We start from the raw sequence: 18817 nt of genomic DNA on the forward strand, positions 1-18817 counted from the left end.
CTTACAGAAAACCAGAAAGATAAAAGCGGATTGAAAACAGAAGACCTCACGTACGGACATAAAAAAAGGAGTTCCGCTGAACTCCAACCTTTGTTAACCTTAAATCTAATACTATGAAAAACACAGTGCAAAAGTAAACATTCCTGTTGAAAGCACAAAAGAAACAGCTGAAAAGTTATGTTTTACAACACATATTAACCATCTGACACTGTCCGATAAAATCCATTAACAGAACAAGGATTAAAACTGAAAAAGTGCAACACTCCACGATGCGGGATATTATACTCTTGAAATAAGACTTACGGTTGTCTAAAAATCATACACTCATTGTCAAAAAATTAGACACTCCTTCTTCATCGCAAAATCAGCATAATTCTATCAATCAGCTACTTGCGATAATGGCACGGAAATTGTATCAAGAATGACAACAAACAAAAATATAACCATAGCGCATGAAAACTTACCTTACATTCTTACAACGAAACAAGCTCTTCACTTTTGTCAACGTCATCGGGTTGAGCATCTCCCTGATGTTCTTCCTGCTGATCAGCCACATGGTAACCCGACAACTCACTGTAGACAAAGACATGAAAGACGCAGACCGCACTTACGTACTGGCCAGCGAAATATGGGCAGGAGGTCATATCCTACTGGGCGACAAACTACAAAGCCGTTATCCGGAAATAGAAGACTGGTGCGCCGTGAGCGGTTCCTACGAACAGTTTGTCAAAACCAATGACAAGCCCGTGAATATACAAATGATGTTTGTCCGCGAAAATTTCTTCCGGTTCTTTAATTTCCATCTGCTGGAAGGGAATCCCGAAACCTTACTGAGCAATGAAAATAACATCGTACTGACACGTTCCTGCGCCATCAAGCTGTTCGGTACGGAGCATGCGCTGGGTAAAACCCTCATAGAACAAGCATTCGGCAACCAGAAATGTACGGTAAGCGGTATCATAGAAGACATTGACAACTCCATCTTTCCTTCCCACATTGAAGCATTCAGTCCTCATAAGAATGTACGGTATGTGTATTGGAGTGCCAGCGAAGAAAATACCGAGTTGGGCAATGCCGCCAGCTGCATCTTCTTCCTGCGTTTCCATCCGGGTGTCAATCCCAACGACAAGGCCGGTGACATTGCCCGCTTCTTCAAGGAATTCTTCTGGATTTACCAATACGATGCCGTCAAGGAAGTACGCTTTATACCTGTGCATGATTTTTATTTCTCCGACATTCCTGCTGCTGGAGCAAACCTTAACCAGTACAGCCGGAAACTGGTACTTATTTTCCTGACCATCGGTATCCTGATTCTGTGCATGGCCATTTTCAACTACATCAGTATGAGCGTGGCCCAGACCAGCTACCGGGCAAAGGAAATGGCTACCCGCCGCCTGCTAGGTTCTTCCAAGAAAAATATTTTCTGGCGCATGATTGCCGAGTCGTTCCTGATGACCACCTTCGCCTTCCTGGTGGGTTTCTTGCTGGCCAAAGCTGCAGAACCGACCGCCATGAACTTGCTTCACATACGGCTCGACATCGTAGGAGGATTAAATCCTGTCACCGTATCCTGCTATCTGCTCCTGATTGTCGTACTTTCCCTGCTTTCCGGTTTCGTGCCCGCCACGATGCTGTCGCATTATCATCCGCTGGACATCGTGAAAGGTACTTTCCGCCGGAAGACCAAGACGTTATATCTCCGCTTGCTGAACATCGTGCAAAACGGGCTGACCATCGCCATGTTGGGATGTGCCCTCTACCTGACTGTACAGATTTACCGCATCCTGCACGCCCCATTAGGATATGAATACGGAAATGTACTCTCTTATCCCCGAATGTCCAACGACCAAAAGTTGCAACTCTTCCGCCACGAAGCTCAAAAACTCCCCTTTGTGAAGCGCGTCAGTTTTTCAAGCGGTACTCCTTTGGACGGAGGCAACAACGACACGATGAACTTTAACTCCGCAGACAGTATCCAGGTGCTGAGCTTCCAGACATTTATTGTTGATTCGGCCTTTATCGACATGTTTCACATCCAAATCACGGACGACCGTCATGCCGGATTCGATACGCACAATTACCTGGTGAGCCAATCGGCCATGAAGAAACTGAAACAGCTGGGCTTTACCGACCATGTTAACAGCAGTGACGGGAACTATTCCTGGAACATCACCGGCGAATTCAAAGACTTTCAAATCCGCTCCCTGTTAGAAAAAGACCCTCACCCGCTGCGCATGCAAATTGCTCCTGCCGACAGCATAAGTCCCTGGAACATTCTGGTGGAAGTACGCGACGGCCAACTGGAAACTTACAAAAAGCAACTCGACCAGCTCTATTCTAGGGTGATAGACGGGTACCCGTTTGAATCAAAATGGTATGACACCCTGATGCAGGACATCTATGAGAATATTAGCCGCATGAGCCAGCTGATTCGCATTTTCACCTGTGCGGCACTGGTCATCTCCCTGTTGGGCCTGACCGCCATGAGCATCTATTTCATCGCCCAGCGGAAACGCGACATTGCCATCCGCAAAGTCTTCGGTTCCGACAGCCGCCACGAGATGCTCCAACTGATGAAATTCTCTGCTGTCTCACTCGTTATCAGCCTGCTGATTGCGATCCCGCTGATGTATATGGGAATCCACCAAATAGACAAGATTGTGACCTACGAAAGCAGTTTCCCCTGGTGGGTACCAATTGCCTCCTTCCTGATTGTGAGCCTCATCTCCCTGGCCTCCGTCTGGCTCATCAGCCGAAAGGCCGTACGGGAAAATCCGGTGTGCAACCTGAAGACTGAATAATTCCTATCAAACCCAAAACATAAAATAGCAACGATATGAAAACCATTTTACGAAACCTATTTTACACCCTGAAGCGCTTCCGGACCGCCTCCGTGCTGAACCTCCTGGGACTTTCGGCTGCATTTGCCGCCTTTGTCCTGCTCATGATGAAGGTGAGCTACGAACGCAATTTCGATACCTGCTATCCCCATGCCGACCGCTTGGTCATGCTGAACCTGTCACAATCCAAAGGAAGCAATTATGTCAGTATGCTTCCCCGAGGCCCCATCGACTACCTCATCCAGCAAGTGCCCGGCATCGAATACGGTACCATCTATTCCCCCGCCTGGTCCAAGCAGGCTTTCTACACCGACCCCAAGAATCCGCAATATTTCTACGAGGAACCGTGGGCCGTATATCCGGATTTCGGCAAAATCATCGGACTGAAGTTCGTGGAAGGCAGCAACCAGGAGATGAACCAGCCGGAAAGTGTCATTATCTCCGAGAGCTATGCCCGCAAGCTGTTCCCCAAAGGAAATGCCTTGGGCTCCTATCTGTATGCAGACACCCCAGACTGGCGAAGCCCGGAAGCCACGAAGTTCCGGATATGCGGTATCTTTGAAGACCTCCCCGAGAACTGCCAGTTCAAGAACGACCTCTTCGTACCGATGGGAAAGCTGCAGGAGAACGACTGGGGCAGCCAGAACTTCTATGCGTTCTTTCTGCTGAAACCGGGCGTCAGCGTAGAAGAAGTCAACCAACAGATTACGGCTACAGGGGCCGACGCACGATTGTTCACCGGGGATCCAGGCACACAGAAACTCTATGTCTTCCCGATACAGAAACTGTATTATGACATGTATTCCCCCTACTACTTCAAGACGGGCAGCCGCAGCACCATGACCTTGCTGGTAAGCATCGGCTTCCTGATCATCCTCATTGCGTGCATCAACCTCATCAATTTCAGTACAGCACTGGCTCCGGTGCGCATGCGCAGCATCAACACCCAGAAAGTGCTGGGAAGTACCAACGGAGAACTGCGCCGTGCCTTGACCCTCGAATCGGTCGTCATCGTACTGGTCAGCTGGTTGCTGTCATTGTGCATCGTGGCCGCCCTGATTCACTTGAACGTACTATCCTTCATGGGCTTCACGCCCTCCCTGCTTGTCTACTGGAAATACGTGGTCTACACCGGACTGATAGCCCTACTCACCGGCATCGTGGCAGGACTGTATCCGGCGTGGTACATGACCTCCTTCCCGCCTGCCCTCGTGCTGAAAGGCAACTACGCCCTGAGTGGAAAAGGACAACGGTTGCGTACGATACTCATCGGCTTCCAGTACATCGTTTCGTTCGCCCTGATTACTACTGCCGCTTTCATCTTCCTGCAGAACCGCTTCATGCGCAACCATGACCTGGGCATCGACAAAGACCAGATACTGGTAGCTTCCCTCCCCCAACAGCCTTTCCACAGCAGTCCTTACCGCAAGTTTGACAGCCAGCTGAAGAGTTTTGCGGAAATCGACGACATCGCCTATGCCAAATGGGAACTGGGGGCCAGCGAAGGATACACGCAATATGCTTTCACCTACAAAGGGACTCAATACGGGCATCTGTATATTGACGTCACTCCCAATTTCTGCCGTGTCATGGGTCTGCACATCCTGTCGGGAAGCGACTTCCTGCCCAGCGATTCCATTTACACCTCCCAGCTGAACTTCATCGCCACACAAGACTTGCAGCAAGAAAGCGGTATTCCGGCAGGAGAGACACTCGACTTTTCCTCGTGGGGAATGAAGGCCCTCCTCAAAGGATATGTGAACAACGTGCAGTTTACTTCATTAAAGATGAATCCCGTGCCTTACGTATTCTGCCCCAACGGTGCCTACAGCAACCAAGTCTTGCCGTTTGCCTATGTCCGCGTAAAAGCTGGGAGCGACATGGACACTGCCCTGAAACACATCCGCGAGACCATCAGCGACTGCTTCACCGGTTATCCCACCGAAGTGAAGTTCTATGACCAAATATACGGACAACTGTATCAGAAGGAAACCGACCAGCAAAAAATCATTACCTGGTTCAGCTTGCTGGCCATCCTCATTTCACTGGTAGGTGTCTTTGGCCTGATTATATTTGAGGCCGAACACCGGCAGAAAGAAATCGGCGTACGCAAGGTCTACGGAGCCTCCATCCAGCAAATCCTCTGGATGTTCGGACGTTCCTATCTGATACTCTCAGTGGTATGTTCCCTCATCGCCAGTCCCATCGCCTGGTATGCCGTATCAGAATGGCTGAAGCAGTTCAATGAACGGATTCCCATCTCGCCTTGGGTCTTCCTCTGCACCTGCCTGCTTATCAGCGCCATCACCTTGGTCACCATTACGATACAGAATTACCGGACAGCCACCAGCAATCCGATAGACTGTCTGAAGTCGGAATAACAGAAGAAACATCTGTCAACTTTAAATGGGTTATCCTATTCTTTTTATTTAGAAGAAGTGGATAATCCATTCTTTTTTTCAACAAAACACATATAAATTCTATGTTTTTGTTTTACTTTGCGAAACAGAAACAAGGAGAAACAATAAAATGGAGAACGAATTACCTTCCGACTTGTCAATCTGGGACGAACGCTGCATGAAAATCTTTATCGAAACAAATTCAGCTTTATTCCGTGTATTTGCCAGTCGTTACGTAAAAGACATTGATATAATTGACGACTTCCTGCAAGAGGCCTATATCAAATTATGGACTCACCGCAAATCCATCGGTGAAGTAAAATCATTACGCAATTACTTCTACACCCTCCTCTATCACACCATCCTGGACAAACAAGCATCCACCCCGACGCATAAGGTATCAATAGAATCCCCAGAAATACAAGAAATACCTTCAGACAGCTCTCTTTTCCATCATATTGTGGAAATGGAAAGTACCCAGCTCATCACCGAGGCATTAAAAAAATTATCCAAACAAAGCAATCAAGTTCTTTTGATGAGTATGGAAGGAAAAAGTATACCCGAAATCGCACAAGAATTAGACTTGTCTATCAATACCGTAAAAACCGTAAAATACAGAGCTTTAAAACGTCTGTCCAGCCTATTATCCAAAGAGGATTTCCTGTTATTGCTTCTGCTACTAGCTTATTGAAATGTTAAAAATTCTATAAGCTGTCATCCTTTTCTTTTATCCCTGCAGTCTATTTAATAAAACAATGCAGCCAAAAGAAATGGAAACCCCACAAGAAATAGCTTCACTCATTGCCCGTCGTATTTTAGGAGATAAACTCACCGATGAGGAGAATGCCCAACTCGACCAATGGTTGGAGACATCGACGCAAAACCAGCAAACCTACCAGAACGTAGAAGAAACAGACTTGGTAGAACAAATATGGCTTCTGGAGAAAAGCGGCTACGGCTCACGTATGGCCGAACGTTTTGAGAAGGAACGCCTCCAGTCCTCACATCGTCGCTTATGGAAACACACATTCATAGCTATCGGGACGGCAGCCTGCATACTCCTCGCAGTTTTATTCCGTTTTCCTGAACACACATCACAGCCTGCACAGCCCCCGACTCCTGTCAGTCTGATTCAGCCCGGCAGCACAGCTGCCATACTGACGCTGGCAGACGGACGGCAATTCGACATGCAATCTACTAATCCGGACAGCCTGCACACACTACTTCAACAAGTGGCACAAGCCGATGCCCTCAAAGAAGCAGACCAGATCGCCTATCACGAACTAAGCGTACCTGCAGGAGGAGAATTCCAGTACGTACTGCCCGACGGAACCAAAGTCTGGCTCAACTCCAAAAGCAACTTACGCTTCCCGGAGAATTTCGACAAAGAAGGGCGGCATGTATACCTCAAGGGCGAAGCTTTCTTTGACGTGACGAAGGACACCCGAAACCCCTTTACAGTCACGACTTCCGGAGGAGATATACGCGTGTATGGCACCCGGTTCAATGTCACCGACTATGATCAGGAAGATTTTTCGGCTGTATTGGTGAGCGGCAGTATTGAATATCAATCGCCCCATGGGAAATCAGTCCGGTTACGTCCCTCACAACGTGTAGTCTACCATACACAATATGACCACATCGATGTGCAGGAGGTAGATACCCTGATTTACACGTCTTGGATCAATCATCAGTTTATATTCAAAGGAGAAACACTGGAAAATATTATGAATACGCTGTCACGCTGGTATGACTTCACCCCTGTATTCCAATCCGATGAAATACGTCACATCAGATTGTCCGGACGACTGAACCGCCAAGAAGACATACGCATCTTGTTGCAAAGTTATGAAGCCAGCACCGGCATCAAATTCCGGATAAACCAAAAAGAAATCATTATTACACAATAAAATACTATACAACGATGAGACACAAACATGCAAGTTCTTACAAAAGTAGCACCCAACGGTTGGGGAAGGTACTTATGGCCTTCGGCTTAGGCCTTGCCTCCATATTACCTGGAGAAATGTGGGCACAGCAAGTAACCGTACACATCAAACAAGGCAACCTGGATCAGGCTTTCCAACAAATCATGAAAGGAAACAATATCCAGCTAGTATACAATACGGATGTGGCTTCAAACATTAAATGCAAGGCCTGTTCATTCCGGAACAGGGAAGTGAACGATGTCATCACGTTCTTGCTGAAAGGAACCAACCTGACTTACACCTACCACAACGGGATTTACACTATTCAGGTAAAGCAACCTACTCTACGCTCACAGGAAGGATTCATTGCCGGACAAATCCTCGATGAATCCAGAGAAGCCGTGATTGGCGCCACTGTTGTCGTAAAAGAAACCCGGCAAGGACTGGCTACCGACATGAATGGCCGGTTCCGCTTGGAACACATTCATTCCAATAACGGGAAAGTCACTTTGCAGATTTCCTATATTGGGAAAAAAAGTATTGAACAAAAAGTAAAACTCAACTCCACAAACACCTTTATCCTTGAAGAAAACACTCATCTGATGTCGGAAGTTGTTGTCACAGGTTATCAGCATATCAGCCGGGAACGGTCGACGGCTGCCTACGGGTTCATCAACTCCGAAAACCTGAACCGACAGATGCACAGTGACCTGAGTTCCTCACTGGAAGGAAAAATTGCCGGACTCCAGATGAACATCAATCCCAACACCGGCGATATGACTCCGGTACTGAGAGGTGTGGGTACTTTCTCCAGCGAAGTTGGTACCTCACCGTTGATTGTCATTGACGACATGCCTACCAACATGACCTTGAACGACATCAACCCCTACAACGTGGAAAGCATTACTGTATTGAAAGATGCAGCGGCAGCCAGTATTTATGGAGCATTAGCCGCCAACGGAGTAATTGTGGTCACCACCAAACAGGCAAGCCAGGAAAAGACTGCCGTCAATATAAATGCAGACTGGTTCATTACCACCAAGCCCCGCTTTGACAATCTTCATCTGGCCTCTACGAGTGACATCATCGATTATCAGACGGCGGTATTCAATGACAATGTAGCAGAAGCCGGCAGTATTGAAAACTTTCTGTCCAGCTACCGGTCAGGATACTATAATCCTTTATTTCAATTGTATCAGGACCAATCCACTGGCAAGCTAAGCCAAGAAGAAGTCAATGCTACCCTCAGTCAATGGAGAAACAACGATTATTATAAAGAATTCCGGGATAATGCCTGGAGAACTTCTCTGCGCCAGCGTTACAACATCAACATTTCGCAGAAACGAGGAAAAAGCAACCATTACACCTCTTTCAGCTACGAAAAAGAAAAAGGACGTATCATTTCAGAAAGCAATGACCGGTTCTCCTTATACTACAAATCCAATTATGCCCTCACCCATTGGCTGACATTGAACCTCGGCATCGATGCGAACCTAAGCCATGGCAATACCGCCAACGGTGCTTATACCAGCTATACCCTGCAACAACGATATGAACGCATACTCGACGCCGATGGAAACCGGTACATCAGTCCCTATGTCAATGTAAGCGGATATACCGGCAGCGCTTATAATGGCAGCGTAGTCAGCATGTATGAAAACACGGAGCCCTACAAATCATTCGGATTCAATGTGCTTGATGCCTTGTACGAAGGAATGACAGAGACACAAGATTTAAGCATACGTCCTTTCTTCAGTCTGCAGGCCAAGTTCCTGAAAATGTTCACCTACAACCTGATGTATCAATATGAATGGAACTACGGACAAAGTGAATTATTTGATTCCGTAGATTCTTATCAGATGCGCATGACCTACAACAGTATGATTGATACAGACGGCGTATCCCACATGCCCGACGGAGGACGTTTATACCGTTCAGAACTGGGCAGCCGCCGCTACATTCTGCGTAATCAGATTAATTTTGACAAAACGTGGAAAGACCATACCGTAACAGCCATCGCCGGATTGGAATTTCGGGAAAACAAAATTCCCAAACCCATCCTGCAGTTACTCTATGGATACGACCCACAAACACTGACGTCCGACATCATGAACTGGCAGGACTTTGAAGACGGTGTGGGCACCAGTGCCTTGTCTGGTTCTACCATCAAACTAAACGGACTGCCCAACACGTTGCAGGAAACCCGTCACCGATACGCCTCATTCTATTCCAATGCCAACTATTCCTACAAGTCAAAATACAACATCTCAGGAAGTTTGCGCTGGGACCAAGCCGACCTGTTCGGATTGGACATCCGTAACCAGCGTCATCCGTTGTGGTCTGTCGGAGGTTCATGGACTTTATCGGAAGAATCTTTCTTGAAAAACATTGACTGGCTGAATTACTTGAAACTACGTGTTACCTATGGTATCAACGGAAACGTAGACCAAAGTTCTACCACCTACTTTGTGGTCAAGCAAAAAGTGCAGAGTAACCCCATCAAGACCAATTATCTCACGTATGAAGACGATGACTTGCCTAATCCACAATTGCGATGGGAAAAGACAGCGACTTATAATATGGGACTCGACTTCCGTTTTTTGAACGACAAAATCAGAGGTAGTATTGAATACTATAATCGTAGTGCCTCCGACCTACTTGTCAGACGTTACATGGATCCTACTATCGGCGCTGACTCACGCGTGGTCAACAACGGAAAGATGCGTAACCGAGGAGTGGAATTGTCTTTGATGCTGGATATCGTCCGGAAAAAAGACTGGAACATGGGCGTGGACTTTAACTTTTCATACAACAAAAACAAGATGACTAAAGTAGACCACGATGCGACGGCTTCATCTACCAGCTTCATTCTGAGTCCGCAAAACTATTTCATCGAAGGAACCAGCTACAATACGTTATGGGCCTATCGCATAGACCGCATAGAAAACGGGTATCCGATTGCGGTAGATAAAGACGGAAATGACTTGATTACATTTAATGAAGATGGAACGGTCAAAGACATCAAAACAACGATGCAAGGAACGGAGAATTTGGTGAATATGGGTACACTGACCCCAAAATACAACGGTTCCTTCACTTGGAGAATCGGTTATAAAAACATTGACTTCAATGCATTCTTTGTGTTTGCCGGCGGTCACAAGATGCGTAACTGCGTCATCAGCATGAACGATATGGCAGGTTCTCAAACCATCGAAGAAATAGCGGCGCGATGGGATGCCGATAATCCCAATGCCAATGTACGTATGTACATGGATATGCCGACTGAAAACCGGACCTATGCCAGCACCCTCGACAACTGGTGGAAATATGGCAATCTCAATGTAAAAGACGCTGATTATTTCAAGCTGCGCAGCCTGAGCATAGGATACACCATGCCTACCTTTATCTGTAAGAAGATGCGACTCAATTCCTTGCGTTTCAAGTTTCAGGTAGATAATTTGTTCACATGGTGCAAAGCAGGCAAAGGAATCGACCCAGAAAGCTATAGTCTGAACTCTGGAACACGAGGAATGGCTATTCCTAGAACGTATTCCATCGGTATTTCAACAAGTTTCTAACTTTATATAAAACAGACAATTATGCATAAGCTCATTTATATTCTCTTGTCTTGTATTACATTGGGACTTATATCCTGTGAACAATACATTGACATCACTCCAACAGGTAAAAAAACGGTTGATTCAACAGCCACTTATTATGACCTGATTGTATTGCCCAACAGATGTTATTATCCTTCTGCTTTTGCTCTTCTCAGTGATAACACGTGGGCCAAAGAATCCAATATCATAGGAAATGAATTTATCAGTTGGGACGGAATCAATATGACCTTCAACGAAGCAGCCGACCGAAAAGAATTAAGTGACAACAACTTATATGCCAACTGTTATTCCTACATTCTTCGCTCAAATATCGTCATTTCACTGATAGACGAAAGTCTGGGCAATCCGGAACTCAAGGAAGTAGCCAAAGCGGAAGCCAGAATCTTCAGGGCATGGGACCACTTTATTCTAATCAATACCTTTGCCAAGGCATATAATCCTGCTACCGCTGCTACAGATGGAGGCGTAGCCATTATGGATAAATATGACTTGGAAGCGGTACCGGTCAAATCAACGGTAGCCGAAGTCTACGATTTCATCATCCGAGATATAGAAGAGGCGCTCCCCTATCTGCAGGAGAATCCGTCGAATGTATACCACCCGTCCAAAGCCTTCGGCTATGCCCTGGCAGCCAAAGTCTATCTGTTCCATCATGATTGGGAAAAAGCCAAAAACGCGGCAGAAGAGTCATTGAAATTGAAAAGTGACCTGATTGACTACGTCGCCCTGGAAAACAATGGAGGTCCATTATCGGATAATACCTATGCAAAAGGCGGCAATCCGGAAGTATTAAACTATGCCTACATGGGAAGCTATTCCGACAACCCGACCTACTGCTACGGTATGATCAGCCCTGAACTCGTTCAGCTATTCGATGAAAACGATACACGCTTCACAATGTTTTTCCGCACAACAGGCAACAGTCCTTATTATTTTGATGAAGGTTCAGGAGCAGCCCTTTGGAACTCTTCCATCACGTATTCAAAATTCCAATATATGACTGTCGGCATGCGTACAGCCGAAGTATACCTGATTCTAGCCGAAGCGAAAGCTCGCCTGAATGATTTGGATGGAGCCATGCAGGCATTGTGCGACTTGAGAGTCAAACGCATCAAAGGAGAAGAAGCCGTTCCTTCACAGCCTTCAACTAAAGAGGAGATGGTCCGACTTGTCATTGACGAACGGAGAAAAGAACTTTTGTTCGGATTCAACCGTTTCTGGGACTTGAAAAGATTGAACACGGAACCGGAATATGCCAAGACGCAAACCCGTCGTTTCCCGCTGGTATCCACCGAGGTTCCCAGTCAGACCTATACTTTGGCGCCCGATTCACGCTTGTACGTCATTCCGTTCCCCAAAGATGCACGCACAAAGAACCCGAATTTAACACTCAACACCGATGAATAATAGAAAACAGATGTACAGACAATTACTCATAGCCGCATTGACCGGACTGGCTTTTCAGCCGGTCAGTGTTTCTCTCTATGCTTATCCGGCAAAAGCCTCTTCTCATCTCGCCCAGGCAGACACCACCAAGGTGAGTGAAGATGAATATACCAAACTTGTAAAAGATGACCACAGCGAAAAGGTGGGAATGTTCACCGTTCGTCATATTAAAGACGACTGGTATTTTGAGGTACCCGATTCCCTCTTAAAACGCCACATACTGGCAGTCACCCGCTTTAAAGCCGTTCCCCAAGGCTTCAATTTATTGAGTGGAGAAGAAGTGAATCATTGCGTAATCTATTTGGAACAACATGACACCAAAACTTTATTTCTAAGAGAATACGTACAAACCCAGTTTGCAGAAGATAAAGACCATATTTCACAATCACTGAAGGAATCAACCGTCGACCCGATTATCAGCAAATTCACGGTAATCGGACGTAATCCTAAAACTCATGCACAACTCATCAAAGTGACCAGTTTCTTTCTGGAAGATAACCAAGTATGTGGTTTTACGACCAATGATAAAAAAATCCTGAACGTAAACAGTATTCAAAAAGACTACTGCTTTATGGATACCGTCAAGACGTATCCTATCAATACGGAGGTACAGACCTTGCGTACGTATGCGGTGTCATCAGGAAAATATCCAGCTGCACAAAGCGGAAAAGTCACACTCAAGCTGAATACCAGTATGGTACTGCTCCCTAAAACACCTATGCGTCCGCGTCTGGCAGACAATCGGGTAGGCTATTTCCAGAATGCTTTTACCATTTTCTCCGACACACAACAAAAGACCGAGGCCGAAAGCCTGATTCACCGTTACCGGCTGGAACCCAAAGACCCAGCCCGTTACGCCAAAGGATTGCCGACCGAGCCGAAGCATCCCATTGTCTACTACATCGACCCAGCCACACCGGCCAAATGGATTCCTTACCTGAAAGCGGGAGTGGAAGACTGGAATGTAGCATTCGAAGCCGCCGGATTCAAGAATGCCATTATAGCTAAAGAATGGCCCAACGATTCCACGATGAGTCTGGACGATGCACGGTTCAGCGTGATACGCTACCTTCCTTCCGAGAAAGAAAATGCATACGGTCCCCGCATTGTAGACCCACGTAGCGGAGAAATTATCGAAAGTCATATCTGCTGGTACCATAACGTAATGAACCTGTTGAAAAAATGGTATATGGTGCAATGCGGTCCTTTGGACAAACGCGCACGTACTATGAATTTTGATGACGAACTGATGGGGACCTTGATTCGTTTTGTATCTTCCCACGAAGTAGGTCACTCCCTCGGCTTGCGTCATAACATGATAGCCAGTTCAGCTACCCCCGTGGAGAACCTGCGTAACAAGAAATGGGTAGAAAAGAACGGACATACAGTCTCTATTATGGACTATGCCCGTTTCAACTATGTAGCGCAACCCGAAGACCATATCTCCCCGAAAGGGTTGTTTCCACGTATCGGAGTATACGACAAATGGGCAATTGACTGGGGATACAGATGGCATCCGGAGTTTAAGGACCCAGAGGATGAAAAACACGCTTTACGCACTCTTGTCACTCAGAAGCTGAAAGCAGACCCACGCCTGTTCTATGTAGGAGATGAAGGAAAAGGCAACGATCCAAGAAGCCAGAGCGAGGATCTGGGCGACAACAACATGAAGGCCAATGAATATGGTATCCAGAACCTGAAGCGAGTGATGGAACATATTACAGAGTGGACACACCAGCCGGATGAACAATACGACGACCTGAATACAATTTATAATGCCGTAAGAGCCCAATACATACGCTACATCGGACATGTACAGAAAAATATCGGACGCTATTACCAAGGCAATCTTCCCGGCTCCAGATTTAAGGACTGGGTTCCTGCTTCCAGACAAAAAGAAGCCATAGAATGGTTTGGCCGGAATCTGTTTGAAGCACCTCTCTGGTTGTATCCGCAAGATGTGCTGGAACATATTTCCAAGGTAGATCCCGTCACAGAAATCTTCGACCGTCAAAGTTCTGTCATCTCATTTCTACTGGCTCCCGGACTGCTCTGCAACCTGCATAATGCATCCTTTGTGGCCTCAGAACCTTATCCTGTGGATAAATACCTGAAAGATGTGTTCAATGCTATTTGGAAGCCAATAGAGTCCTCTCCGGAGCGTGTCAATTATTACACACGGCAGATGGAGCGCATGTATGTATCCTTCCTCCTCAACATGCTGGTTCCCCAAAGTGAAGAATCCCGGAAGGCCAATACTGCATTTTCACGTTCCGATGCCAAGCTCTATGTAGAGTCTCATCTGGATGATGTTGAATCCTATTTGGATGCGCACCTGGCCCAAAAAGAAGAATCATTATTGAACCAACGCCATTTTGCTGCGTTAAAGAGAGAGGTAGAGAAATTCAAACAAGATTATTATAAAGAAAAGACAAACGGTTCTAAGAATTAATCAACTGCATTCATGACATGAAACGACTGCATCATTTTCTGATATTTATCTTATCGGTTACAATCCTTTGCCTGAGTACCGGAATGAGTCATATCCATATATGCTCCGACCAGTGTTGCAAAGCAAAGTCATGCCTGATGCATTCTCCTATACAACCCGACACTGACAGTTGCTGCAAAGCGTCTCCATCTTCAAAGACCACGTCCCAGCAACTGTCAGCGTCATGCACTTGTTTCCAAATCGATTACACTGCGGAATTTTATTTCAGCCACACAGATTATGTGTTGCCTGCTGTAATGCCCATGGATTTATCAACTCCAGTGTTTACATGGTATTTCTTCCCGGTGCAATTTTTCCAGTCCCATCCGATTTTGTCCCATGCTCCTCCGCTGAGTGGCAGAAACAGGCTCATCCGGCACTCCATTCTGATTATTTAGCAACCAATCCCTCCACAGGGCAAAATGGAAGATATCGTTAGAAACACCCGACGTTTCTAACCGACATGTCATATAAATTCCACAATGATTTATGCTATTAATTAGAACAAGTTTTATGAGACATTTATCCATTACATTTCTATTCATATTATTGAATTTATCAACCTACGCCACTACTGTTCACAGAACATTAAGTGGCAGTGTGACCGATACGAAAGGAGAAACCATCCCAGGAGCCAACCTGATTTGGTTGCACACCTCCACAGGAACCAGTACGGACGCCAACGGTGCATTTGAACTGGAACGAGCAGAAGGAAACAACCAACTGGTAGTAAGCTGCATCGGATTCAACACCGACACCTTGAACATCTCTTCTGAACAAGAATACATCGACATTACCTTATCTGAAGGAGTAGAACTCCAGGAAGTCAACGTGGTTGCCCGTAAGGCTGGAACACAAAAAATCCGTAACAGTGTGAGCAATGCTGACCTAATCTCAAAGGACGAGCTGTTCCGGGCAGCTTGCTGTAACCTAGGAGAAAGTTTTGTAACCAATCCTTCGGTCGATGTCAACTATTCGGATGCGGCTACCGGAGCCAAACAGATTCGTCTGCTGGGATTGTCCGGTACCTATGTACAAATTCTGACTGAAAACATCCCTAATTTCAGAGGCGCATCTTCAGCCTATGGTTTGGGATACGTACCTGGTCCGTGGATGCAGAGTATCCAAGTGAGCAAAGGCACCTCTTCCGTGAAGAACGGCTATGAAGCACTGACCGGACAAATCAACATTGAGTTTAAGAAACCACAGAACCCGGAGGCCGACTGGGTATCGGCCAACCTTTTTGCCAGCACCACCAGCCGTTACGAAGCCAATGCCGATGCAACGGTCAAGCTGAATGACAAATGGAGCACCATGCTACTGGCTCACTACGAAAACGAAACGAAAGCGCACGATGCCAACGGAGACGGATTCACCGATATCCCCGAAGTGGAACAGTACAACTTCTTCAATCGCTGGGCCTACATGGGTAGTAAATATCTGTTCCAAGCGGGTATCAAGGCCCTCAACGAACAACGTACCAGCGGACAGGTTTCACACGGTGGACATTCATTCAGCAATCCTTACTTGATTGACATGAATACCGACCGCTATGAGGCATTCGTAAAGCAGGCTTATATCTTCAATAAAGAGCATAACACCAACCTGGCATTGATTACTACCGGGACCATCCATAACTTGGATGCAACCTACGGACACAAGTTGTATAATGTGAACCAGCAAAATGCCTATGCGTCGCTTATCTTTGAAAGCAACTTCACAGACCAGCATGCCCTGTCGGCCGGACTCAGCTTCAACTACGACCGTTACGACCAAGATTACCGCCTGACCAACAACGTAGCAGACACTCCGCTGAAGGCCATCGATGACGAGGCAGTTACCGGTGGATATGCCCAATATACTTACACTCCCAACGACAAGCTTACCTTGATGCTGGGGTTGCGCGGCGATTACAGCGACATGTACGGCTTTTTTGTCACTCCACGTGCAAACATCCGCTATGCACCCAATGACTACGTCACTTTCCGTGCTTCTGCCGGAAAAGGTTACCGCACCAATCATGTGTTGGCCGAAAACAATTTCCTACTGGCTAGTAGCAGAAGCATCCAGATTGACAAGGACTTAAAGCAGGAAGAAGCCTGGAATTACGGATTCAGCATCGCCAGCTATCTTCCGGTATGTGGAAAGACATTAAACCTGAATGGGGAATATTATTACACACAGTTTGTCAATCAGGTGGTAGTAGATATGGAAACCAATCCCCATGCGGTCATCTTCTCCAACCTGAACGGACAGTCGTATTCTCATGTATTTCAGGTAGAAGCCACTTACCCTTTCTTCCAAGGTTTCAACCTGACAGCCGCATGGAGAATGACATATGTGAAAAATGAAATCAACGGTATTTTATACGAAAAGCCGCTGACCGGCAGATACAAAGGCTTGATTACTGCCTCTTACAAAACTCCCCTCGGCAAATGGCAGTTTGATGTCACCTGGCAACAGAACGGAGGAGGCCGTATGCCGACACCTTACACACTGGAAAACGGCAATGCTTCCTGGGATGCGCGCTACAAATCCTTTGGACAATTAAGCATGCAGATTACCCGCAATTTCCGCAGATGGTCTGTATATATCGGAGGAGAAAACCTGACCAATTTTACCCAAAAGAATCCGATTATTGGAGCAGACAACCCCTGGGGCGATGCCTTCGATGCCACTATGGTATGGGGACCAATGCACGGAGCAAAAGGATATATCGGCATTCGGTTTAACTGGGCAAGAAACTAATTTAGATTAAAACTAATTTTTTACATTCACCATTTCACTACTGTCCACTAAAAATGGACAAGGTTAAAAGTTAAATAAATTCGGTTCACTTGAACCATATCGGTCTTTGACATTTTTGAAATTCGATTTGTCGAACAAGTCACTAAGGTGTGTTTTGTCCGTCAATGATATTCCGAGAATTTGAAGAACCTCATAGATGCTGCGCTCTAATTTCATATCGTGTTGCACGATTGCCACTAAGCAGTAAGTGATTATCGCACAATAGATTTGTATGCGGACAGCGTTTTCTGATGTTCCCCAAAATTTCTTAATTCGGAGATGCTGTTTTATCCATTTGAAGAACAGTTCAACACTCCATCTGTTTCGATAGAGCAATGATATGAATTCCGCTGATGCATCAAAATTGTTCGTCAGGAAGATGTATCGTGTACCATCTTCAGGGTCTTCAACGATGAGTTTTCTAAGTTCTTCAGGGTAGTCCTTAGAACTTTTATAAACCGTAAAGTATCCGATTACATCTGAAACGACACATTCCGGCAATCTTCGTTTCCAGGTTTTGGGCTTAACCCGTACATTGCTTTTGGCTCGTACAACGAAGGAGGCGCCTATGCGATTTATCGTATAAAGATTGCCAAAATCGTTGTACCCACGATCAAATATATAATGCGCTCCAGGTTCGTATGGAATCTCGGGCATAATCTTTGAATCGTGAACGTTAGCAGGTGTAATATGCACAAACGCAGGAACTTCTGCTTCAATATCGTAGAGCGTATGCAATTTGATTCCACCTTTCTGCTTACGAAACTTGGCCCATCCAAACACCGATAGACACAAGTCAATCGTAGTAGAGTCAAATGCATAAACATGGCCGTCAAGCTCGAAGATTTTATTGATTCTGCGCTTGCGAGCCTCGGCTATCATGAAGGTTGCATACTCCTCGAAAATCCGGCAGTCACGCTGCTCATTGGCCTTGCTAAGATTGCTGCGCGTTACAGACTTCCCGATTCCGAGATGGTAAAGTTTCCCTGCATGAGCTTCCATAGCCACAATCAGATCCCGGAGGCTCTCCCGATTGGAAAGCTGACCGAACATCATTGTAAGTAGTTGGTTCCAACAGGTATAGCTCTTAATGTATCTGTCACCTCCATACTTAGTAACGATACGATTGAATTTACTCCGGTCAAGGAACTTGATTAATTGGGCAAAAACATATGGCTCTTTATGCATAACGGTCTGAATATTACGACAAAAGTAAATTCAAATCCGTTCTCCCCAAAATTACTCATAACAAATTGAATCTCAATAATTTCAAAGAACTACTATGATTTTTTAGTGGACACTAATG

The 18817-nt window shown here is 46.0% G+C and carries 10 protein-coding genes; 8 read left to right on the forward strand and 2 right to left on the reverse strand.

Annotation, left to right across the window (positions count from 1 at the left end; all coding sequences use genetic code 11):
- The first annotated feature begins 452 nt into the window (after positions 1-452).
- The 7 genes from OCV81_RS15605 (at position 453) to OCV81_RS15635 (ending at position 14685) form a co-directional block, all read left to right on the forward strand.
- Positions 453-2801: an ABC transporter permease gene (locus OCV81_RS15605; protein WP_148330851.1), complete on the forward strand. Its 2349-nt coding sequence runs from the start codon at positions 453-455 to the stop codon at positions 2799-2801.
- 35 nt (positions 2802-2836) lie between these two features.
- Positions 2837-5221 (forward strand): FtsX-like permease family protein, encoded by a 2385-nt coding sequence (locus OCV81_RS15610; RefSeq protein ID WP_148330852.1) that lies wholly within the window; start codon positions 2837-2839, stop codon positions 5219-5221.
- Positions 5222-5369: 148 nt separating this feature from the next.
- Positions 5370-5930, forward strand: a complete 561-nt coding sequence (locus tag OCV81_RS15615; protein ID WP_148330853.1) for an RNA polymerase sigma factor — start codon at positions 5370-5372, stop codon at positions 5928-5930.
- Positions 5931-5994: 64 nt separating this feature from the next.
- Complete coding sequence (locus tag OCV81_RS15620; RefSeq protein ID WP_148330854.1) at positions 5995-7149, forward strand: FecR family protein; 1155 nt, start codon at positions 5995-5997, stop codon at positions 7147-7149.
- Between the two features lie 14 nt (positions 7150-7163).
- Positions 7164-10745, forward strand: coding sequence for a SusC/RagA family TonB-linked outer membrane protein (locus OCV81_RS15625; protein ID WP_262640423.1), 3582 nt, complete (start codon positions 7164-7166; stop codon positions 10743-10745).
- Between the two features lie 21 nt (positions 10746-10766).
- Positions 10767-12194: a RagB/SusD family nutrient uptake outer membrane protein gene (locus tag OCV81_RS15630; protein WP_148330855.1), complete on the forward strand. Its 1428-nt coding sequence runs from the start codon at positions 10767-10769 to the stop codon at positions 12192-12194.
- A 10-nt stretch (positions 12195-12204) separates the two neighbouring features.
- Positions 12205-14685 (forward strand): zinc-dependent metalloprotease, encoded by a 2481-nt coding sequence (locus tag OCV81_RS15635; protein WP_148330859.1) that lies wholly within the window; start codon positions 12205-12207, stop codon positions 14683-14685.
- Between the two features lie 277 nt (positions 14686-14962).
- On the opposite strand, the gene OCV81_RS15640 is transcribed toward OCV81_RS15635, so the two are convergent.
- Positions 14963-15097, reverse strand: coding sequence for a hypothetical protein (locus tag OCV81_RS15640; protein WP_262640427.1), 135 nt, complete (start codon positions 15095-15097; stop codon positions 14963-14965).
- Positions 15098-15237: 140 nt separating this feature from the next.
- On the opposite strand from OCV81_RS15640, the gene OCV81_RS15645 reads away from it, so the two are divergent.
- The gene (locus OCV81_RS15645; RefSeq protein WP_148330856.1) at positions 15238-17472 is read left to right on the forward strand and encodes a TonB-dependent receptor; all 2235 of its coding nucleotides are present in this window, start codon (positions 15238-15240) and stop codon (positions 17470-17472) included.
- 63 nt (positions 17473-17535) lie between these two features.
- On the opposite strand, the gene OCV81_RS15650 is transcribed toward OCV81_RS15645, so the two are convergent.
- The gene (locus OCV81_RS15650) at positions 17536-18699 is read right to left on the reverse strand and encodes an IS4 family transposase (protein ID WP_148330857.1); all 1164 of its coding nucleotides are present in this window, start codon (positions 18697-18699) and stop codon (positions 17536-17538) included.
- Between the last annotated feature and the right edge of the window lie 118 nt (positions 18700-18817).

The organism is Phocaeicola fibrisolvens, assembly GCF_025567125.1.
GTDB lineage: Bacteria > Bacteroidota > Bacteroidia > Bacteroidales > Bacteroidaceae > Phocaeicola > Phocaeicola fibrisolvens.

Coding starts and splice junctions, on each gene's coding strand:
- OCV81_RS15620 (WP_148330854.1), top strand. CDS start 5,995: ATGCAGCCAAAAGAAATGGAAACCCCACAAGAAATAGCTTCACTCATT.
- OCV81_RS15645 (WP_148330856.1), top strand. CDS start 15,238: ATGAGACATTTATCCATTACATTTCTATTCATATTATTGAATTTATCA.
- OCV81_RS15640 (WP_262640427.1), bottom strand. CDS start 15,097: ATGAGCCTGTTTCTGCCACTCAGCGGAGGAGCATGGGACAAAATCGGA.
- OCV81_RS15615 (WP_148330853.1), top strand. CDS start 5,370: ATGGAGAACGAATTACCTTCCGACTTGTCAATCTGGGACGAACGCTGC.
- OCV81_RS15630 (WP_148330855.1), top strand. CDS start 10,767: ATGCATAAGCTCATTTATATTCTCTTGTCTTGTATTACATTGGGACTT.
- OCV81_RS15605 (WP_148330851.1), top strand. CDS start 453: ATGAAAACTTACCTTACATTCTTACAACGAAACAAGCTCTTCACTTTT.
- OCV81_RS15635 (WP_148330859.1), top strand. CDS start 12,205: ATGTACAGACAATTACTCATAGCCGCATTGACCGGACTGGCTTTTCAG.
- OCV81_RS15650 (WP_148330857.1), bottom strand. CDS start 18,699: ATGCATAAAGAGCCATATGTTTTTGCCCAATTAATCAAGTTCCTTGAC.
- OCV81_RS15610 (WP_148330852.1), top strand. CDS start 2,837: ATGAAAACCATTTTACGAAACCTATTTTACACCCTGAAGCGCTTCCGG.
- OCV81_RS15625 (WP_262640423.1), top strand. CDS start 7,164: ATGAGACACAAACATGCAAGTTCTTACAAAAGTAGCACCCAACGGTTG.